Source organism: Novosphingobium sp. (genome assembly GCF_027531025.1).
Taxonomy (GTDB): Bacteria; Pseudomonadota; Alphaproteobacteria; order Sphingomonadales; family Sphingomonadaceae; genus Novosphingobium.
Genome location: NZ_JAPZQX010000007.1, coordinates 201,766 through 220,917, shown reverse-complemented (window position 1 = coordinate 220,917; position 19,152 = coordinate 201,766). Strand labels below are relative to the sequence as shown.

The 19,152-nt window shown below is 66.4% G+C and carries 17 protein-coding genes; 10 read left to right on the top strand and 7 right to left on the bottom strand.

Annotated features, from left to right (window positions below; all coding sequences use genetic code 11):
- Positions 1 to 2 precede the first annotated feature (2 nt).
- Positions 3 to 1,412 (bottom strand): tetratricopeptide repeat protein, encoded by a 1,410-nt coding sequence (locus tag O9281_RS11850; protein WP_298186055.1) that lies wholly within the window; start codon positions 1,410 to 1,412, stop codon positions 3 to 5.
- 182 nt (positions 1,413 to 1,594) lie between these two features.
- Between O9281_RS11850 and O9281_RS11845 the strand changes: the two genes are divergently transcribed.
- On the top strand, positions 1,595 to 1,963 hold the full coding sequence (locus tag O9281_RS11845) for a hypothetical protein (RefSeq protein ID WP_298186053.1): 369 nt from the start codon (positions 1,595 to 1,597) through the stop codon (positions 1,961 to 1,963).
- Positions 1,964 to 1,966: 3 nt separating this feature from the next.
- On the opposite strand, the gene gyrB is transcribed toward O9281_RS11845, so the two are convergent.
- Positions 1,967 to 4,504, bottom strand: coding sequence for a DNA topoisomerase (ATP-hydrolyzing) subunit B (gyrB, locus tag O9281_RS11840; RefSeq protein WP_298186050.1), 2,538 nt, complete (start codon positions 4,502 to 4,504; stop codon positions 1,967 to 1,969).
- A gap of 118 nt (positions 4,505 to 4,622) precedes the next feature.
- On the opposite strand from gyrB, the gene O9281_RS11835 reads away from it, so the two are divergent.
- From O9281_RS11835 to O9281_RS11815, 5 genes are all read left to right on the top strand, one after another.
- The gene (locus O9281_RS11835; protein ID WP_298186048.1) at positions 4,623 to 6,056 is read left to right on the top strand and encodes a M20/M25/M40 family metallo-hydrolase; all 1,434 of its coding nucleotides are present in this window, start codon (positions 4,623 to 4,625) and stop codon (positions 6,054 to 6,056) included.
- Between the two features lie 85 nt (positions 6,057 to 6,141).
- Complete coding sequence (locus O9281_RS11830) at positions 6,142 to 7,260, top strand: hypothetical protein (RefSeq protein WP_298186046.1); 1,119 nt, start codon at positions 6,142 to 6,144, stop codon at positions 7,258 to 7,260.
- Positions 7,257 to 7,700: a MarR family transcriptional regulator gene (locus O9281_RS11825; protein WP_298186043.1), complete on the top strand. Its 444-nt coding sequence runs from the start codon at positions 7,257 to 7,259 to the stop codon at positions 7,698 to 7,700. The genes O9281_RS11830 and O9281_RS11825 overlap by 4 nt, the downstream gene beginning before the upstream one ends.
- A gap of 59 nt (positions 7,701 to 7,759) precedes the next feature.
- Positions 7,760 to 9,208: a M20/M25/M40 family metallo-hydrolase gene (locus O9281_RS11820; protein WP_298186041.1), complete on the top strand. Its 1,449-nt coding sequence runs from the start codon at positions 7,760 to 7,762 to the stop codon at positions 9,206 to 9,208.
- 409 nt (positions 9,209 to 9,617) lie between these two features.
- Positions 9,618 to 11,177, top strand: a complete 1,560-nt coding sequence (locus tag O9281_RS11815) for a class I adenylate-forming enzyme family protein (protein WP_298186039.1) — start codon at positions 9,618 to 9,620, stop codon at positions 11,175 to 11,177.
- On the opposite strand, the gene O9281_RS11810 is transcribed toward O9281_RS11815, so the two are convergent.
- Together O9281_RS11810 and O9281_RS11805 are read right to left on the bottom strand one after the other, a co-directional pair.
- Entirely contained in the window at positions 11,174 to 12,415 is a 1,242-nt protein-coding gene (locus O9281_RS11810) for an MFS transporter (RefSeq protein ID WP_298186036.1), read from the bottom strand. The genes O9281_RS11815 and O9281_RS11810 overlap by 4 nt on opposite strands.
- Before the next feature lie 59 nt (positions 12,416 to 12,474).
- Positions 12,475 to 13,260 (bottom strand): DUF2189 domain-containing protein, encoded by a 786-nt coding sequence (locus O9281_RS11805; protein ID WP_298186033.1) that lies wholly within the window; start codon positions 13,258 to 13,260, stop codon positions 12,475 to 12,477.
- Between the two features lie 120 nt (positions 13,261 to 13,380).
- Here O9281_RS11805 and guaA point away from each other — a divergent pair, with 120 nt between their 5' ends.
- The 3 genes from guaA (at position 13,381) to O9281_RS11790 (ending at position 16,114) form a co-directional block, all read left to right on the top strand.
- Positions 13,381 to 14,940 carry a glutamine-hydrolyzing GMP synthase gene (gene guaA, locus O9281_RS11800; RefSeq protein WP_298186031.1) on the top strand — a complete coding sequence of 520 codons (1,560 nt, stop codon included), beginning with the start codon at positions 13,381 to 13,383 and terminating at the stop codon, positions 14,938 to 14,940.
- Positions 14,941 to 15,008: 68 nt separating this feature from the next.
- A complete protein-coding gene (locus O9281_RS11795; RefSeq protein WP_298186028.1) occupies positions 15,009 to 15,389 on the top strand; it encodes a VOC family protein in 381 nt (126 codons plus the stop codon).
- A 20-nt stretch (positions 15,390 to 15,409) separates the two neighbouring features.
- A complete protein-coding gene (locus O9281_RS11790) occupies positions 15,410 to 16,114 on the top strand; it encodes a glutathione S-transferase family protein (RefSeq protein WP_298186027.1) in 705 nt (234 codons plus the stop codon).
- Here O9281_RS11790 and O9281_RS11785 read toward each other — a convergent pair.
- Positions 16,105 to 16,596, bottom strand: a complete 492-nt coding sequence (locus tag O9281_RS11785; RefSeq protein ID WP_298186025.1) for an asparaginase domain-containing protein — start codon at positions 16,594 to 16,596, stop codon at positions 16,105 to 16,107. The two genes, O9281_RS11790 and O9281_RS11785, sit on opposite strands and share 10 nt — an antisense overlap.
- A gap of 135 nt (positions 16,597 to 16,731) precedes the next feature.
- Here O9281_RS11785 and O9281_RS11780 point away from each other — a divergent pair, with 135 nt between their 5' ends.
- Complete coding sequence (locus O9281_RS11780; RefSeq protein WP_298186023.1) at positions 16,732 to 17,217, top strand: GFA family protein; 486 nt, start codon at positions 16,732 to 16,734, stop codon at positions 17,215 to 17,217.
- Here the strand turns inward: O9281_RS11780 and O9281_RS11775 are convergent.
- Positions 17,214 to 17,855 carry a TetR/AcrR family transcriptional regulator gene (locus O9281_RS11775; RefSeq protein ID WP_298186020.1) on the bottom strand — a complete coding sequence of 214 codons (642 nt, stop codon included), beginning with the start codon at positions 17,853 to 17,855 and terminating at the stop codon, positions 17,214 to 17,216. The genes O9281_RS11780 and O9281_RS11775 overlap by 4 nt on opposite strands.
- Positions 17,855 to 19,096 (bottom strand): cytochrome P450, encoded by a 1,242-nt coding sequence (locus O9281_RS11770; protein WP_298186018.1) that lies wholly within the window; start codon positions 19,094 to 19,096, stop codon positions 17,855 to 17,857. Before O9281_RS11770 ends, O9281_RS11775 begins: the two co-directional genes overlap by 1 nt.
- Between the last annotated feature and the right edge of the window lie 56 nt (positions 19,097 to 19,152).

The window sequence follows — 19,152 nt, the reverse complement described above, 5'->3', positions numbered from 1 at the left end:
CTTCAGCGCCGGTCGGGCTTGCTGGCCAGCTGACCTGCTTCAACCTTGCGGCTCTCGTAAGCTTCCTGCACCGTCTTCACCAGGTTGTTGCCCGGATCGATTGCCGTGCCCAGTGCCAGCCAGCGGCGGGCCATGTCCTGCCCGGCGAGCGGATGCCCCTTGAGCAGGTTGAGCGTGGCGAGATAGGCTCCGGCACAGCTTGAGGCCGAGCGCAGGCGGCACCCTTCGCCGAACCAGGCAATCGCCGTTTCGGCATTGGTCTTGACCCGGTAACCCGACCAGTAAACCAGTCCCAGGTTATAGCAGCCATCGCCAAAGCCGCTCTTGCAGCTGCGCGCGTAGAACCGATTGGCCGCCAGGTTGCCGCCAGGCAGGCCGATCCGGTCATGCGCCATGTTGCCCAGCACCCGGCAAGCCGAACCATCCTTGCCATCACAGGCCTTGGTCAGGGCGGCGACCGCTTCGGCATAGCTATCGGTCGGCTTGTCAAACTCGCGGATCAGCTGGCCCAGCGAGGTGCATGAGGTCAGGTAATTGCGGTTGCAGCCCTGCCGCAGCAGGTTGCGGGCCAACGCCAACCGGTCTGGCACCTTGCTCTGTTCGGCATAGAACACCGCCAGGTTGTGGCATCCCGCCAGTGACCCGGCCCGACAGGCTAGCCGATAGTACCGCAGGGCCGCGTCGTAATCGCGCGCCACGCCGCGGCCGCGCTCGGCCATCAGGCCTATGTTGAAGCAGCTGTTGGGGCGATTGGCGGCATCGCAGGCCTGCCGGTAAAGCGCGGCGGCCCGGGCGAAATCCTGCGCCACCCCCTCGCCCTGGTAGAGCAGGTCGGCCTGTTCCTCGCAGCCCTCGGGCTCGCCCCGGCGACAGGCGGCCTCGAACAACGGCAGGGCCCGCGCCGGGTCCGGCGTGCCCCACCGGGGGTCGATCAGCAGCAACCCGGTGGCCACGCAGCCGCGTTCAAAGCGCAGGGCACAGGCGGTCTGATAGGCGCGGAGCGCGGCAGCGCGTAACTGGACCGCCGCACCGGGCTTGGTGGTCCGCGTTTCCAGGTCCAGCCCGGTGTTGAAGCAGCTGCGCGCCTCGTCAAACCGGCAGGCCTGTTCGAACAATCGGTTGGCCAGTTCCGGCGCGCCGCCGGCAAGCGCATCGTGGGCCTGCTGGTACAGCTCCTGCCCATGCGCGCGGTTGATCGGGGCGGGCACTGAAAGCGGGGGCGGCGGCGGGATATCGACCGGCAGCGGATCGCGGCGCGCCTCGCTGGTCGTGGCCACCGGTGTCGGCGCCTGGGCCAGGGCGGGCGGCGGCACCAGCGCCGTCCAGACGAGCATGAGCAGCACGGCCAGCATCAGCGAGCGCCAGCACGGCACGGTCCCCCTTTCGATCGTCGCAACCCGCTGGCCAGCCATGGCAATCTCCGTGTCTCGCCCCGCGACCGGCTCTATGGCCCTGGCCGTCCGGCCTCAATCGCGCCGGGGCACCGGTACGCCGCGCCGGTTTTCCGCGCGGCCCGGCGCGGGCTAGGCTGCGGATAGCGGGAGACCAGCGCGTGATGTCAGGCCGATGCCTTGCCCCCTTGCTACTGCTCGGATTGCCAGCCTGGTCAGCCAGCCCCGCCCTGGCCGGGGCGCCGGAGTTTACCGACCCGGTCTTCAAGGGCATGCCCTTTCCGTTCGATCGCGCCGCCATTCCGGCCGAATATCATGGCACCTGGGCACGCAGCCCGGCCAACTGTCGCCTGGCGAACAAGCGCCTGCGCATCACCGGCACCACGCTGAACGATCGGCGGATTGCGGAGGTAAACGGTTATAGCGATCACCCCGCGATCTTCGTGCGATTGCGCCATGCCCGCAATCGCGGACTGGGGATCGGGCTGGATATCTCGCTCGACGGACAGTGGCTGCGCCGCAGCGAAGGGTTCGGGAGCGAACCCGTGCTGTTGCAGCGCTGCCCGCGCTGACGATCAGACGTCGAGGTTGGCGACGTTGAGCGCGTTTTCCTGGATGAAGTCGCGGCGCGGCTCGACCACGTCACCCATCAGGCGGGTGAAGATCTCGTCGGTCACGTCGGCGTCCTCAACCTTGACCTGGAGCAGGCTGCGGTTGTCGGGATCGAGCGTGGTTTCCCACAGCTGCTCGGCGTTCATTTCGCCCAGCCCCTTGTAGCGCGCGATCGACAGGCCCTTGCGCCCGGTCGCCAGCACGGCGTCGAGCAGCTGGCTCGGCCTGGTAATCCCGCCATCGCCAGCAATTGCCCGCACCGGAGCGGCTTCGGCTTCGTCGCCTTCGGCCTCGGCTTCGGGTTCGACCTCGACCTCGACCGTGCTGGCGCGGACCAGCCGAGCAACGCCGGTGTAAACGTCAGCCTGTTCGGCGGCGAGCCGGGCCAGCTTGCGCGCTTCGGCACTGGTCAGGAAGGCAGCCTCGACCGGATAGGCATCGGTCACCCCGCGCCAGATCCGCTCGACCAGCACCGATCCATCGTCGCGCAGGCTCGCGCTCCACCGCGCCTCGCGGTCGCCCCGGCCGAGCCGGTCGGCCACACGAACGAGGGCGGCGCGCCGGCCGGCGGGATCGAGTTCCGGCTCCAGCGCGCCATCGAGCGCCAGCGCCTCGATCACGGCGGGATCATAGCGGCGCGGCACGAAGCCCATCAGACTGCGCAGCCGCAGGGCATGTTCGACCAGCGCCTCAAGCTCGGCACCTGCGCGTGCGCCGCCCGGCGTTTCGAGCACGCGGCCGGCAATGCCCGCCTCGACCAGGTAACGATCAAGCGCGGCCGCATCCTTGAGGTAAACCTCCGAGCGGCCCTTGTTGACCTTGTACAACGGCGGCTGAGCGATGAAGAGGTGCCCGTTGCGGATGATTTCCGGCATCTGCCGGTGGAAGAAGGTGAGCAGCAGCGTGCGGATATGCGCGCCGTCGACGTCGGCGTCGGTCATGATCACGATCTTGTGATAGCGCAGCTTGTCGAGATTGAACTCGTCGCGGATGCCGGTGCCCATGGCCTGGATCAGCGTGCCGACTTCCTTCGACGAGATGATCCGGTCAAACCGCGCGCGCTCGACGTTGAGGATCTTGCCTTTCAGCGGCAGGATCGCCTGGTAATGCCGGTCACGCCCCTGCTTGGCCGAACCACCGGCCGAGTCACCCTCGACCAGGAACAGTTCGCACTTGCTGGGATCGCGTTCCTGGCAATCGGCCAGCTTGCCGGGCAGGCTGGCGATGTCCATCGCCCCCTTGCGCCGGGTCAGTTCGCGGGCGCGGCGGGCGGCTTCGCGCGCGGCGGCGGCATCGATGATCTTCTGGACCACCGCCTTGGCATATGCCGGGTTTTCCTCGAGCCACTCGGTCATCTTGTCGCCCATCAGGCTTTCAAGCGGCTGGCGCACTTCGGAGGAGACCAGCTTGTCCTTGGTCTGGCTGGAGAACTTCGGGTCCGGCAGCTTGACCGAGACGATCGCGGTCAGCCCTTCGCGCATGTCATCGCCGGTCAGGCTGACCTTTTCCTTTTTCAGAAGGCCGGTCTTTTCGGCATAATTGTTGAGCGTGCGGGTCAGCGCCGCGCGGAACGCGGCCAGGTGCGTACCGCCATCGCGCTGGGGGATGTTGTTGGTAAAGCACAGGACGTTTTCGTAATACGAATCGTTCCATTCCAGCGCGACATCGATCCCGATCCCGTCGCGGTTGGCGGAAATGGCGATCGGATCGGGCAGCAGCGCCTGCTTGTTGCGATCCAGCCACTTCACGAAGGCCGCGATGCCGCCCTCGTAGAACAGGTCGTGCTCCTTCACCTCTTCCCCGCGCTTGTCGCGCAGCAGGATCCGCACGCCGGAATTGAGGAAGGCCAGTTCGCGATAGCGGTGTTCCAGCTTGTCGAAATCATAGACGGTGACGTTCTTAAAGGTCTCATCACTGGCGAGGAAGGTAACGCGGGTGCCCTTCTTGGGCTGGCCCTTGCGCGAACCTTCGGTGGCGATCGGGGCATCGCCCGTCACCTTGAGCGGCGCCACGGCATCGCCGTGGGCGAACTTCATCCAGTGTTCCTTGCCATCGCGCCAGACGGTCAGCTCCAGCCATTCGGACAGGGCATTGACCACCGAGACGCCCACGCCGTGGAGGCCGCCCGAAACCTTGTAGGCGTTGTCATCACTGGTGTTCTCGAACTTCCCGCCCGCGTGGAGCTGGGTCATGATGACCTCGGCCGCCGAAACGCCTTCTTCGGCGTGGATATCGGTCGGAATGCCGCGACCATTGTCTTCCACCGAGACCGAGCCATCGGGGTTGAGCTCGATCAGGACGAGGTCGCAATGCCCGGCCAGCGCCTCGTCAATCGCGTTGTCCGAAACCTCAAACACCATGTGGTGCAGGCCCGATCCGTCGTCGGTATCGCCGATGTACATGCCGGGCCGCTTGCGAACGGCGTCGAGCCCCTTGAGGACCTTGATCGAATCGGCGCCATAGGCGTTGGCGTTGGGGGTGTTTTCGGGTGCTTCGGACATGGTCGAGCATATAGGCACTCGATGCGCCCGGGGGAAGCGAACCGGTGCATATGCCCCCCTTCCTTCCACAGCCTATTCCCGGCAAACGGGCCATTCTGGATTTCGGGGAGGACAATCGATGCTGCGAGCCGCCATGACCCTCGCCGAGGCTGCCCTGGTTACCTTTTCCGCGCCCGCACTGGCGCAGCAGACCCAGTTGCGGCCCGACCAGCTGGCCTTCCGCGAGCTTTACCAGGAACTGGTCGAAACCAATACCACCCTGTCCGAGGGCGACTGCACACTAGCGGCGCAGCGGATGGCCGCCCGGCTCAAGGCGGCGGGGATGCAGGACAGCCAGCTGACCGTGTTCTTCCCGCCCGACAAGCCGCGCGAAGGCGGGCTGGTGGCAGTCTGGCCCGGCACCTCCAAGACGCTGAAACCGCTGCTGCTGCTGGCCCATATCGACGTGGTCGAGGCCAAGCGGTCGGACTGGACCCGCGATCCGTTCAAGCTGGTCGAGGAGGACGGCTATTTCTTCGCGCGCGGGGTGTCCGACAACAAGGCCCAGGCCGCGATCTGGACCGATATCCTGGTCCGCATGGCCAAGGCCGGTGAGCGACCCAAGCGGACGATCAAGGTGGCGCTGACCTGCGGCGAGGAGACCGTGGGCGCCTTCAACGGGGCCGAATGGCTGACCAAGGAACGCCGCGAACTCATCGATGCCGAATTCGCCTTCAACGAAGGTGGCGGCGGGCGCACCAGCGGCACGGCGCTGGCCAAGGGGGGCAAGCTGGTCAGCCAGTCGATCCAGATCGGTGAAAAGGCCTATCAGGACTTCATCCTGACCGCGACCAACCCCGGCGGGCATAGTTCCCAGCCGGTGCGGGAGAATGCGATCTACGCAATGTCCGATGCCCTGGCGCGGCTGCGCGACTATACCTTCCCGACCGAGTTCAGCGACGTGACCCGGCTGTTCCTCGCCCGCTCCGGCCCGATGTATGGCGGGGACCTCGGCGCGGCGATGGTCGCGCTGGCCAACAACCCCAATGATGCCGCCGCCGAAGCCGTGGTACGGCGCGACCGGATGCTCAATTCATTGCTGGGCACGACCTGCGTTGCCACGCTGATCGAAGGTGGCCATGCCCCCAATGCCCTGCCGCAGACGGTCAAGGCCAACGTCAATTGCCGGATGTATCCGGGCCGCACCGCCGAGGAGACGCGGGCGCAGATCGTGGCGGCGATCGCCAATCCGGCGATCAAGGTGGAGCGGCGCGACGAAGGTCGGCCGATCGCCAAGCAGCCGCCGCTCGATCCGCGCATCATGGGCCCGGCGGAACGGCTGGTGGCCAAACACTTCCCCGGCGTGCCGCTGCTCCCCGCCATGGCGACCGGCGCGACCGATGCGGTCCACACCGGCGCGGCCGGGATCCCGACCTATGGCGTCCCCGGCCTGTGGCGCGATACCGACAACAACAACACCCACGGCCTCAACGAGCGGCTCGAGGTGCTGGCGCTCTATCGCGGGCGCGATTTCCTGACCGACCTGGTCCGCGCGGTAGCGAACGAAAACTAGGCCGAAAACCAGGCCGAACCACCCCGCCTTGACTCTAATTCGATATCAAACTATCTAGTTCGATATCGAATTAGAGGAGGGAAGCATGGCATCGCGGCGGCAGGTGATTCTTGGGCTGGGCGGCGCGCTGGTGGCCGGGACAGCAGCGGGCACATGGCGGGTGATGCGCCAACCGGACAATGCGATCGCGCCCTGGCAGGCCCTGTCCCAGCCGGTGGCCGACCCCCGGCTTGATGCCTTGCGCCATGCGATCCTGGCCCCCAACCCGCACAACCGCCAGCCCTGGCTGATCCGGCTGGACGGCAGCGACAGCGCCGTGCTGACCTGCGACCTGGCCAAGCGCCTGCCCGAAACCGACCCCTTCGACCGCCAGATCACGATCGGGTTCGGCACCTTCATCGAACTGGCCGCGATTGCTGCCAGCCAGCGCGGGTACCGGCTGGAGGTGGAGCCCTTCCCCGAGGGTGAGCCGCAACCTCGGCTTGACCACCGCCCTGTCGCCCGGCTGCGCTGGGTGGCCGATCCCGCCCTGCCCCGCGATCCGCTGGCCGCCGCGATTGCCCTGCGCCGCACCAACCGGCAGGTCTACGCATCCTTGCCGCCGGGCCGGCTGGCGGCGCTGGCCGAACCCGGTGTCACCCTGAGCGACGATGCGGAATTGCTGGCCCGGCTCGCCCGGATTACCGTCGCGGCAATCACCGGGGAGATGGAAACCCCGGCGGCGCACATGGAAAGCGTCAACCTGATGCGGATCGGCGCGGCCGAAATCGATGCCATGCCCGATGGCATCGCCCTCTCCGGGCCAATGATCGAGGCGACCAGCCTTGTGGGCCTCACCACGCGCGCCGCGCTCGCCGATCCGGCCAGCACGGCGTACCGGCTGGGCCTGGAAGACCTGCAGCGCACCTATGGCTCGATCCCGGCGGCGCTGTGGATCACCACGCCGGATAACAGCCGCGCCAGCCAGATCGCTGCCGGACGCGCCTATGCCCGCGCCACCCTGCGCGCCGCGCGGGCCGGGGTGGCGGTCCATCCGCTCAGCCAGTCGTTGCAGGAATATCCCGCCATGGCCGCCCACTTTGCGCAGGTTCACAGCCTGCTTGCCCCGGACGGCGGACAGGTGCAGATGCTGGCCCGGGCCGGGCTGGCGGCGCCGGTCCGCCCCGCTGCCCGCTATCCGCTGGAGGCTCACCTGCTGACATGACCGAGGATCCCAAGGCCTTCCAGCTGTTTACCGAGATCGGGATCATCGACCAGCTGGCCGGCAACGCCTTTGAGCGCGCCTTGCCGGCGGGCATGACCCGGGCGCAGTTCACCGTGCTGCACCACCTGCATCGCCGCGCCGCGCCCAGCCAGTCACCGGCGGCGCTGGCCGATGCCATCCAGGTGAGCCGCGCCACCATGACCAGCACCCTCGGCCGACTGGCCGCGCGCGGGCTGGTGGCGATCGATCCCGACCCGGCCGACGGGCGCGGCAAGCAGGTGCGGCTGACGGCGGCGGGCGAGGCCATGCGGCGGGACTGCATCGCCGCCGTTGCCCCGCTGCTGCCATTGGTCGGGACGGCCTTGGCACCGACCGAGCTGGACCAGGCCCTCGCGCTGCTGCGCGCCTTGCGCACGGCGCTGGATGCCGCGCGCGATTAGCACTTAAAAAAGCCGGTCGATCATGCTCTAGTCCCTCTTCGATCGATGGGGGACGGACAATGCCAAAGTCGCGTGGCGTAATCCTTGCCAGGGGTATCCTGGCCATCCTTGCCGCCGGCCTTTCGGCGACGGCTGCCACGGCCCAGCCTGCACCGCTCGCCCCGGACAAGGCCGAGTTCCGGGCGCTTTACAAGGAGCTGGTGGAAACCGACACCTCGCTCACCACCGGCTCTTGCACCTTGGCGGCGGAACGGATGGCGATCCGGCTCAAGGCGGCGGGGTTCAGTGACGAGCAGTTATACCTGTTTGCCATTCCCGAAAACCGTTCGGAAGGCGGGTTGGTGGCGGTCTGGCCGGGCACGTCAAAGTCCCTCAAGCCGCTGCTGCTGATCGCCCACATCGACGTGGTGGCGGCCCGGCGCGAGGACTGGGTGCGCGATCCTTATACCCTGATCGAGGAGGACGGCTATTTCTATGGCCGGGGCACGGTCGATGCCAAGGCGCTGGCTTCGGTCTGGACCGACCTGCTGGTTCGCCATGCCAAGGCCGGCAAACGCCTGAAGCGCACGATCAAGCTGGCGCTGACCTGCGGCGAGGAAACCAATGGCGCCTTCAACGGGATCGAATGGCTGGCCGCCAACAAGCGTGATCTGATCGATGCCGAGTTCGCCCTCAACGAAGGCGGTGGCGGGCAGAGCAATGGCACCCCGATCGCCAAGGGCGGCAAGGTCGTCGGCCAGTCGATGCAGGTGGGGGAAAAGACCTTTGCCAATTACGAGCTGGAAACGCGCAACCCCGGCGGGCACAGCTCCGTCCCCCGGCCCGACAATGCGATCTATCAGTTGAACGCCGCGTTGCAGAAGCTGGCGGCGCACCGCTTCCCGGTCGAATTCACCGACACCACGCGCACCTATTTCCAGGTTGCGGGGGCCGGACGCAATGATGCGATCGGCCGGGCGATGGTGGCACTGGCGGCCAACCCGGCCGACAAGGAGGCCGAGGCGGTGGTCAACACCCTGCCCTTCCTCCATTCCAACCTGCGCACGACCTGCGTCGTGACCATGCTGGATGCCGGCCACGCGAAGAACGCGCTGCCTCAGCGGGCGCGGGCTAACGTCAATTGCCGGATCTTCCCCGGCCATTCGGTCGAGGCGATCCGGCAGGAACTGGCGCGGATCATCGCCGATCCGGGAGTGACTGTCACCGCGCTGGCACCGCTGCGCCCTTCCCCGCCCAATCCGCCGCTCGATCCCAAGGTCATGGACCCGGCGCGCAAACTGGTGGCCAAGTACTTCCCCGGTGTGCCGCTCGTACCGATGATGCAGAACGGCTATACCGATGCCACCTTCCTGGGCGCGGTCGGCATCCCGACTTATGGCGTGCCGGGCATGTGGCTCGATCCCGATGGCAACGGGGTTCACGGCCTCAACGAGCGGATCGAGGTGGCCTCGCTCTACACCGGCCGCGATTTCCTGACCGAACTGGTCGAGGCTTACGCGAACAAGTGATCCGGCCCTGAGGACCAGCTCTGACAAGCGAAAGGCCGCCGCGCCGTGATGGGCGCGGCGGCCTTCGGTGGGATTGTGCTGTCCCGCCGGTTCCAGCGCCCTTAGGCGATGGTGGCGGAGAGCATCAGACCGCTGAGACTGGCAGCGGCGATGATCGGCAGCACAACGCTGGTGAACTTGCGCATTGTGTGCTCCTTGGGTTTGTCACGAACGGTTCATTCCGTTCGCAGATGCAACATAAGCATTTTGGTAGAGATTACCAGTGCAAAGGCCGGAACAGCTGTTGCAAACTATGCAACAGGGTATTGCGCGGCACAATTCAGGCAGAGGAACACTCCGGGCTTGCATGGCGCGCCGCCACTTGCTTCCTTGGGGCAAAGCAAAAGAAACCAGAGAGGACCCTGCCCCAATGCCCGCCCAGTCAATTGCCGATCCCGCCACTCAGCTTGACCAGCCGTTCGGTTCGTTCCCCGGCCTGATCGCTGCGTGGGGCGACTATCGCGGTGATGCCCCGGCGCTTTACGACGGCACGGTGACCCTGTCGTGGCGCGAGGTGGCGGACCGGGTCGAGCGGATTGCCGCCCGGCTCCAGGCCGATGGGTTGCAGCGTGGCCAGGCCGTCTCGATCCTGGGAACCACCACGGTCAACTATGCCCTGATCTACCTCGCCGCGATCCGCGCCGGGGGCTGCGCCGCGCCGCTGACCACCAGCGCCAGCCCCGAGCAACTGGCCGGGATGGCCAAGGATTCGGGCGCGCTGCACCTGTTCATCGACCGGGCCAAGCTGACCGAACTGGGCGAGTTCAAGCTGCCGGTGGAGCGCCAGATTGTCCTCGACGAGGAGCTGGAAGCCTTCATGGCGCCAGCCGGGACCAAGGCCGCGCCGTTCGAGCCGGAAGATGCCGATCCGCTCAACATCATCTACTCCTCGGGCACCACCGGCATTCCCAAGGGGATCGTCCACAGCCACGGGATGCGCTGGCGGCAGATGACGTTCCGGGCTTCGCTCAATTACGGCAAGGACAGCCGCACGCTGACCTCGACCCCGCTCTATTCGAACACCACCATGGCGGTGTTCCTGCCCACGCTCTATTCGGGCGGCTATGTCTCGCTGATGGGCAAGTTCGATGTCGAGAAGTGGCTGGAACGGGCCCAGGCCGAGCGGATCACCCACACCATGCTGGTACCGGTGCAGTACCGCCGCCTGATGCAGTTCGAACGCTTCGACGATTATGACCTGTCGTCGATGAAGATGAAGTACTGCACCAGCGCGCCATTCCCGGCCGACCTGAAGGGCGAAGTGCTGCGGCGCATGCCGGGCGGGCTGATCGAGATCTATGGCATGACCGAAGGCGGCGTCGCCTGCATCTTCCCGGTCCACGAACACCCGGACAAGCTCCACACCGTGGGCAAGCCCGCGCCCGGCCACTTCCTGAAAGTGCTGGACGAGCACGGCAACGAAGTGCCGCCGGGCACGCCGGGCGAGCTGGTCGGCAAATCGCCCACCATGATGCTGGGTTACAAGAACCAGCCCGAAAAGACCCGCGAAGGTTACTGGATCGATCCCGAGGACGGCTCGGTCTGGCAGCGGATGGGCGATGTCGGCCGGGTCGATGCCGATGGCTTCGTCGAACTGGTCGGGCGGACCAAGGACGTGATCATCTCGGGCGGGTTCAACATCTTCCCGATCGATCTGGAAGCCGAACTGGCCAAGGATGACCGCGTCGTTGAAGCCGCAGTGGTCGGCGTCCAGTCCGAAAAGTGGGGCGAAACCCCGGTTGGCTTCGTCGTGCTGAAGCCGGGCGTGGGCGAGGAGGCGCTGGAGGACATCCGCAATGTCGCCAACAGCCGCCTCGGCAAGACCCAGCGGGTGGCCGAGCTTTACGCGATCGGCGAAATGCCGCGCAGCCACATCGGCAAGCTGCTCAAGACGGACCTGCGCGAACTGGTGCCGGTCAAGCCGCGCTAGGCGGACTGGCTGGCCATGCGGGCCTGGCCCTGGAGAAACAGGGCCAGCGCCACCAATGCGAGCGCCCCGGCGACCAGCAGCGGCATGGTGGGCAATTGCACCACCGCGCCCGGCCCGCTGAACCGGGCCAGCACGCCGGAATAGAGCGGCGGGCCGATGATCATGGCAATGGCCCCCACGCTCTGCACGGCGCCTTGCAATTCGCCCTGGCTGGCATGATCGACCGCCCGGCTGTTGATCGCGCTGATCGAGGGCTGGATGAAGCCCTGGAGCGAGCCGACCACGATGGTCAGGTAAATCCACGCCAGCGACACGCCCATGCCGTACATCACCGCCGAGACAACGAAAGACAGCACGCCGATGATCACGGCCAGCCGCTCACCCAGTCGCGGCGCAATGAAGCGCAGGCCCAGGCCCTGGACCAGCGCGCTGCACAGCCCTACCACGGCCAGGGTCAGGCCCACTTCGGCCTGGTCCAGCCCCCAGGCGGCAATCGCCACGAAGGCCCAGACCGCCGGATAGACCACATGGGCCAGCTGCCACATACCCAGCGCCGCGACGAACCAGGACACGGCCCCGCTTTGCAGCCGCAGGGCCGCCAGAGCGCCAAGGGCATTGGCGCGGGCCCATTCGAATGGGCGACGATGCTCTGTCGGCAGGCTTTCACGCAGGATGACCCAGCCGACCGCAACGTTGACGAGCGCCAGCCCGCCCGCAGCCACAAAGGGCAGGCGCAGGTCGATACTGCCCAGCAGGCCGCCCATGGCCGGGCCGACGATGAAACCAAAGCCGAAGGCCATGCCCATCAGCCCGAAAGCGGGGCCACGCTTTTCCGGCGGGCTGACATCGGCGACATAGGCATAGGCCGCGCTCCAGCTGGCCCCGGTGATGCCGGAAATCACGCGGGCCAGCACCAGCCACCACAGCGTTGGTGCCAGCGCCATGATCGCATAGTTGATGCTGTAACCCAGCAGCGAACCCAGCAGCACCGGGCGACGGCCAAACCGGTCGGACAGGCTGCCCAGGATCGGCGCGAAGACGAACTGCATCACGGCATAGCAGGCCCCCAGCCATCCGGCCCAGACCGCAGCCGCCTCCACCCGCATCTGGCCCAGTTCCATGATCAGGTGGGGCAGCACAGGCATGACCAGGCCGAAGCCCAGCATGTCGATCAGCAAGATGACGAACACGACGCCCAGCGAGGCTTTGTCTGGCCCCGGCGGGGTGTGATTGGGCATGGCATGGAATTCCTGGCGACTGATCCGCCTGCCCTAGCCGTTTGGCGTACGCGCGCAACCTAGCCTTGTGGGGTCTCGCTCACCGTCCGGCGGTAAAGGTGCCAGGTGGCGTGGCCCAGCACGGGCAGCGCCACCAGCAGGCCGAGGAACACCGGGATCATCGCCGCGAACAGGATCACGGCGATCAGCCCGGCCCAGGCCAGCAGCATGGCGCGGTTGGCCTGGACCGCGCGCAGGCTGGTGATGATCGCGGTCAGGAAATCGACATCCTTGTCGACCAGCATCGGCAGGCTCATCACCGTGACGGCATAGAACACGAAGGCGACCAAGGCCCCCACCGCACTGCCGACCGCTAGCATGGCAAGGCCCGTCGGCGTCTTGAGCATCGCCAGCGATTCCCCGCCCGCGCCGAGTTGCGCGGCGAAGATCGCGAAGATGCCGTGGGCCAGGATGATCCAGAAAGTGAAGCCCACGAAGATGAAGCCGCCCATCAGCAGCAGCTGGTCATCGCCGCGCCCGCGCAAGGCGCCCAGCACCCCGCCCCACGATTGCGGCAGGCCCGCCTCGCGGCGGCGGCTGACCTCGTAAAGGCCGACAGCGGTGAACGGCGCGATCAGCGGGAAGCCGGCGGCCAGCGGGATCAGCCAAGCGCTCGCCCCCTTGGTCACTAGCGCGTACCAGGCGCCCAGCCCGCCCGCGACATAGATCGCCGCGAAGAACAGGCCGTAAAGCGGATGGGTCAGGAAATCCCGCGCGCCCGCCGCCAGGGCCGCGCCCAGATCGCCAATTCCGAGATCACGCGCCACGGGAAAGCGCGGATAGGGTACCTGCGGTGGTTCTGTCATCGGTTCCTCTCCCACCAAGCAGGATGCCAGCAATGCTGGCGCGAACATTGATGCGCATCAAGTGTTGGCAGGCGGCGGCGCGCGCTTGCCAGCGTGGCACGGCTTCCTTATCGGCCAGCCATGAGCATCCAGCCTTCAGATTCGATCCTGATCGTCGACTTCGGCTCGCAAGTGACCCAGCTGATCGCCCGCCGCGTGCGCGAAGCCGGGGTCTATTCCGAAATCGCCCCGTTCAGCCACGCCGCCGCCGCATTCCAGCGGATGCAGCCCAAGGGGATCATCCTGTCGGGCGGCCCGGCCTCGGTGCTCGACGAGAACGGCCCACGCATCCCGGACGAGATCCTCGCCAGCGGCCTGCCGATGCTGGGGATCTGCTATGGCCAGCAGGCGCTGATGCACCAGCTGGGCGGCGAGGTCCTCCAGGGGGACAGCGGCGAGTTCGGCCGCGCCTTCATCGAGATTTCCGACAGCTGCGTGTTGTTCGATGGCCTCTGGGCCGAAGGCGAAACCCACCAGGTCTGGATGAGCCACGGCGACAAGGTGACGGCGCTGGCCCCCGGTTTCCGTTCGGTCGCGGCCAGCCCCGGCGCGCCCTATGCCGTGATCGCCAATGACCAGGCGCGCATCTATGCGATGCAGTTCCACCCCGAAGTGGTTCATACGCCCGATGGCGCCAGGCTGCTCAAGAACTTCGTCCGCCACGTCTGCGGCCTCGCCGGTGACTGGACCATGGCCGAGTTCCGCAAGACCAAGATCGAGGAAATCCGCCAGCAGGTTGGCACGGGCAAGGTGATCTGCGGCCTCTCGGGCGGGGTCGATTCCGCCGTGGCCGCCGTGCTGATCCACGAGGCGATCGGCGACCAGCTGACCTGCGTCTTCGTCGACCACGGCCTGATGCGGCTGGGCGAGGCGGAACAGGTCGTCTCGCTGTTCAAGGGGCACTACAACATCCCGCTGGTGCACAAGGATGTCTCCGCGCTGTTCCTCAATGGCCTGGCCGGCGTCACCGATCCCGAGGCCAAGCGCAAGTTCATCGGCAAGACCTTCATCGACGTGTTCGAGGAAGAGGCCAAGCAGGTCGGCGGCGCCGATTTCCTGGCCCAGGGCACGCTTTACCCGGACGTGATCGAGTCTGTCTCCTTCACTGGCGGTCCTTCTGTGACCATCAAGAGCCACCACAATGTCGGCGGCCTGCCCGAGCGCATGAACATGAGCCTGGTCGAGCCGCTGCGCGAACTGTTCAAGGACGAAGTGCGCGAGCTGGGCCGCGAACTGGGCCTGCCCGAAGTGTTTGTCGGCCGCCATCCCTTCCCGGGGCCGGGCCTTGCGATCCGCATCCCCGGCGAAGTGACCCGCGAGCGCTGCGACGTGCTGCGCAAGGCCGACGCGATCTATCTCGAGGAAATCCGCAACGCCGGGCTTTACGATGCGATCTGGCAGGCCTTCGCGGTACTGCTGCCGGTCAAGACCGTGGGCGTGATGGGCGATGGCCGGACCTATGACAATGTCTGCGCGCTGCGCGCCGTGACCAGCACCGATGGCATGACGGCCGACATCTATCCTTTCGACGCCGCCTTCCTGTCCCGCGTCGCGACCCGGATCATAAACGAGGTCAAGGGCATCAACCGCGTGGTCTATGACTATACGTCAAAGCCGCCCGGCACGATCGAGTGGGAATGACCATAACGGCTTGACGATAGGGCATGTTCTATTATTGTTCTCCCGACTGCAAGGCGGGAGAAGCGGGCATGTCCATCGAGTACGTGATGATCGGCACCAATGATCTGGATCGGGCGCGCCGGTTCTACGATGCGGTCTTTCCGGCGATCGGTGGCGTGCTCGATGCCGACTATCCGGGCATGACCTTCGGCTACAAGTTCCGTAACGGAACGCGCGCCTGGATTGCCCGCCCGCATGACCAGCAGGAAGCACGCCCCGCCAACGGCTCGATGCCCGGTTTCGGCTGCGCCTCTCCGGCCGAGGTCGATGCCGCCCATGCCGCGGCACTGGCGCAGGGTGGCACTTGCGAAGGCGCACCGGGCCCGCGTCCGCTCTATGGGCCAAACGTCTATGCGGCCTATGCCCGCGATCTGGATGGCAACAAGATGAGCTTCATCTACGACGCCTGACCAATCGAAAGGGGGGCAGCATGAGCGAGCTGACAGCCTATCACCTGCCGGGGCGCTGGGGGCTGGCTTCGGTCAGCCCGTTCTGCCTCAAGCTTGATGCCTTCTTGCGGATGGCGGGCATCCCGCACCGCTCGGTCACCGCCGCCACGCCCTTTGCCGGCCCCAAGAAGAAGGCGCCCTGGATCGAGCATGACGGGCGCACGATCGGCGATTCGGCCTTCATCATCGCCTATCTAATCGAGCGGTTCGGCGTGGATCCCGATGCCGCACTGACCCCGGCCCAGCGCGGCCAGGCGGTGGCGATCCAGCGGCTGGTGGAGGAAAACCTCTACTGGGCGATGGTCTACGACCGCTGGGTGCGGGACGAGAACTGGCCGATCCTGAAAGGCTCGGTGCTGGGCGAAATTGCCGCACCGGTCCGTGGCCTGATTGCGCCCTTGGCCCGGCGCGGGGTGAAGAAACAGCTCGCCGGGCACGGCATGGGGCTGCATTCCGATGCCGATATCCAGGCGATTGCCCGGCGGGATCTCTCCGCGCTGTCCGCCATGCTCGGCGATCAGGACTGGTTCTTCGGTAGCGAACCAACGCTGGCCGACGCGACCGTGTTCAGCCTTCTCGCCAATATCCGCTACCCCGCATTCACCAGCCCGATGCAGGCGATGATCGAGGAATATGCAAACCTCGCCCGCCATACCGACCGGTTCCGGGCGCGGTTCTATCCCTGAACCGCCACGAACTTCCCCGCCGCGCGATCCTTCTTCACCTTGAGCGCGTCGAACACCTGCCCGCTCATCGCAATGTAGACCCCCGGCGGCGCGACCTGCACCGTGGCGATGGCCATGCCGAGGTTGAAGTTCGCGTCGGTCTCCGCAAAGCGCGCCGGGCTGAGCGCGCCGGTCAGGCAAATGGTCTTGCCGCGGACTGCGGCGGCCAGCACTTTCGCCGTCTCGGTCATCGTATCGGTGCCGTGAGTCACGACGATCTGGGTTTCCGGCGCCTCGCGCGCGGTGCTGGCGATCAGCGCGCGGTCCGCCTCGGTCAGTTCCAGGCTGTCCTTGCGCATCAGTTCGACCACCCGCAGCGGCAAGGCCACGCGGGCTTCGCGCAGCAGGTCCGGGATGCCGCTATCGACGATCTGGTATTCGCTCAGCGCGTCGAAATAGGCCTTGTCGATCGTACCGCCGGTAGTGAGGACGAGGATGCTCATCCCTGCCCCTTAGCCCAGCAGGCCGGTCAGGGCAAAGCAGCCAGGCCAGGCCGCATCGCAACATACGAATACCCCGTTTGCCATCGCACCAGCTCGCGTTAGGCCTGTGCCACGAGGACCAGGAAGGAAAGTCTGATGCAGCGGATCGAACGGACCATCACCGGCGGATGCCAGTGCGGCGCGGTACGGTATCGGGCCAGCGCAGTGCTGGACAATGCCCACCTGTGCCATTGCCGGATGTGCCAGAAGGCGGTCGGCGGGCTGTTCGCCGCGCTGGTTTCCGCCCCGCGCGATGCCCTGGTCTGGACGCGGGGGCAGGCGGCCCGCTGGCGGTCATCCGCCCAGGTTGACCGGGGGTTTTGCGCCGCCTGCGGCACCCCGCTGCTTTATGAGAACCTGGCGGGCGATCACATCTCGGTGACGCTGGGTTCGCTGGACGATCCGGTCCTGTTCCGGCCAATCAGCCACGATGGCACCGAAGGCCGGATGCCCTGGTTCTTTGACCTGGCCGCTGTTCCGGATCATGGCGAGACCGAACAGCCGAGCCAAGCCGACTGGGCCGCAGCGATCAAGGCCAGCAATCGCCAGCATCCCGATCACGATACGGCGGTCTGGCCCTAGGCCGCCAGCGGTTCTTCCGCCTCGATCCGCTCGATCTCGGCCTTGAGTTGTCGGGCGGCGGCGGGATCGAGTGCATGTTCGAACAGGGTCAAGTGCCGCAGCAGGATGCGGCGTACCGCGCCGGTGCCGCTGGCGGTGGGCGTGCCCATCTCGCGCTCATGCTCCAGGCCAAAGCGCAGCAGGATCGTGGCGTTGATCGCCAGATCCGCCAGCCGTTCGCGCGGCCAGTCGAGCAGCCCGGCCTCGACCAGTGCGGCCAGGTGGGCCTCGATCTGGGCAAAGCTGCGCCGGGTCCAGCCGCTGGCTCCGGCCGCAATCACTTCGGCATGGTCGCCATAGGCGGACTGATCGCGATAGAGGAAGCGGAAGTCGCGGAATTCGGTCATCATCGCCCGCAGCAGCCGGGCATAGTCGCCCAGCGGATCGCCCTGGGGAACCAGTGCCAGCCGCGCCTCGATCGCGGTGGCGAAGCGTTCGCCGATCGCATCGAGCAAGGCCCGCTTGGTCTTGAAGTGATACCACAGGTTGCCTTCGGCAATGCCCAGCCGTTCGGCCAGCAGGGCGGTGGTCACCGCGCCATAGCCGACCTCGTTGAACAGGCTTTGCGCGGTGACCAGGATGCGATCGCGGGTTTTCATCAGTAGCGCGATAGCTCGACCGTGAGCGATTTGTAACCGTGCACGAAGCAGGCCGGCACGCGGGTCGGCTCGCCAATCACGTTCGCCCGCAGCCGCCGCTTGGCCATCTCTTCCAGCAGGGTGAGCAGTTGCAGTTCGGCTACGCGGGCACCAACGCAGCGATGGATGCCATAGCCGAACGACAGGTGCCGCCGGGCATTCTCGCGGTCGACGCGGATGTGCTCGCCATCGGTGAACACGCTTTCGTCGCGGTTGGCGGAAATGTACCACATCACCACCGCATCGCCGGCCTTGATCTTGTGTCCCTCAAGCTCGGTATCTTCGGTGGCCGTGCGGCGCATGTGCGACAGCGGGGTCTGCCAGCGGATCAGTTCCTGCACCGCATTGGGGATCAGCCCCGGATCGGCTTCCAGCTTGGCCCGCTCTTCGGGATACTTGTTGAGGCCATAGGCATAGGCCGACATCGAATTGCGGGTCGTGTCATTGCCGCCGACGATCAGCAGGATCAGGTTGCCGATGAATTCCTCCGGCGCCATTTCCTTCATCGCGTCGGACCGCAACATGACCGAGATCAGGTCCTTGCCGCCGGGATTGGCCATGCGGTCCTGCCACAGCGCGGCAAAGGCCATGCCCATTTCCTGCATCTTGGCGAGGCGCAGCTCAATCGTGGCCGGGTTCTTGATCAGCTCGACATCGCCGCCGAAGTCCGACCATTCGGTCAGATGGTGGCGCTGCTCCCAGGGATAGCCGAACAGCTTGGCCAGCATGCCCGTGGTCAGCTCGATCGAGACGCGCTGCACCCAGTCGAAGGGCTGGCCGACCGGCAGGCTGTCCAGCACCTCGCCGGTCCGCGCGGCGCATTCGGCCTTCATCGCCGCCACTTCGGACGGGCCGAAGCTGGGGGCCACGGTACGACGCTGGGCCGTATGCTGCGGCGGGTCCATCGCGATGAACATCGGCTCACGCATGTTGTATTCTTCGGCCAGCTTTGGATTGCCTGAGATTGCGATCCCGCCGCGCTCCCAGCTTGACGAAAAGATCTTCGGCAGGGCCTCGACATAGACGATCGGCTTGTAGGTGCTGATCGACCAGTAGGGACCGAAGCCCGAATCGCTGACGTAATGGATTGGCGCCTCGGCCCGGTGGCGGCGGAACACCTCTTCAAAGGTATCCTCGGCATAGAGTTCCGGGCGCGAGACGTCGAACGGATCGGCGGCGCGATCGATTGCAGCAGTAGCCATGGCTTTCCCCTCTCCCCGTTTTTAGGGTATGAACCCTAAATGCCCGAGTGCGAGGA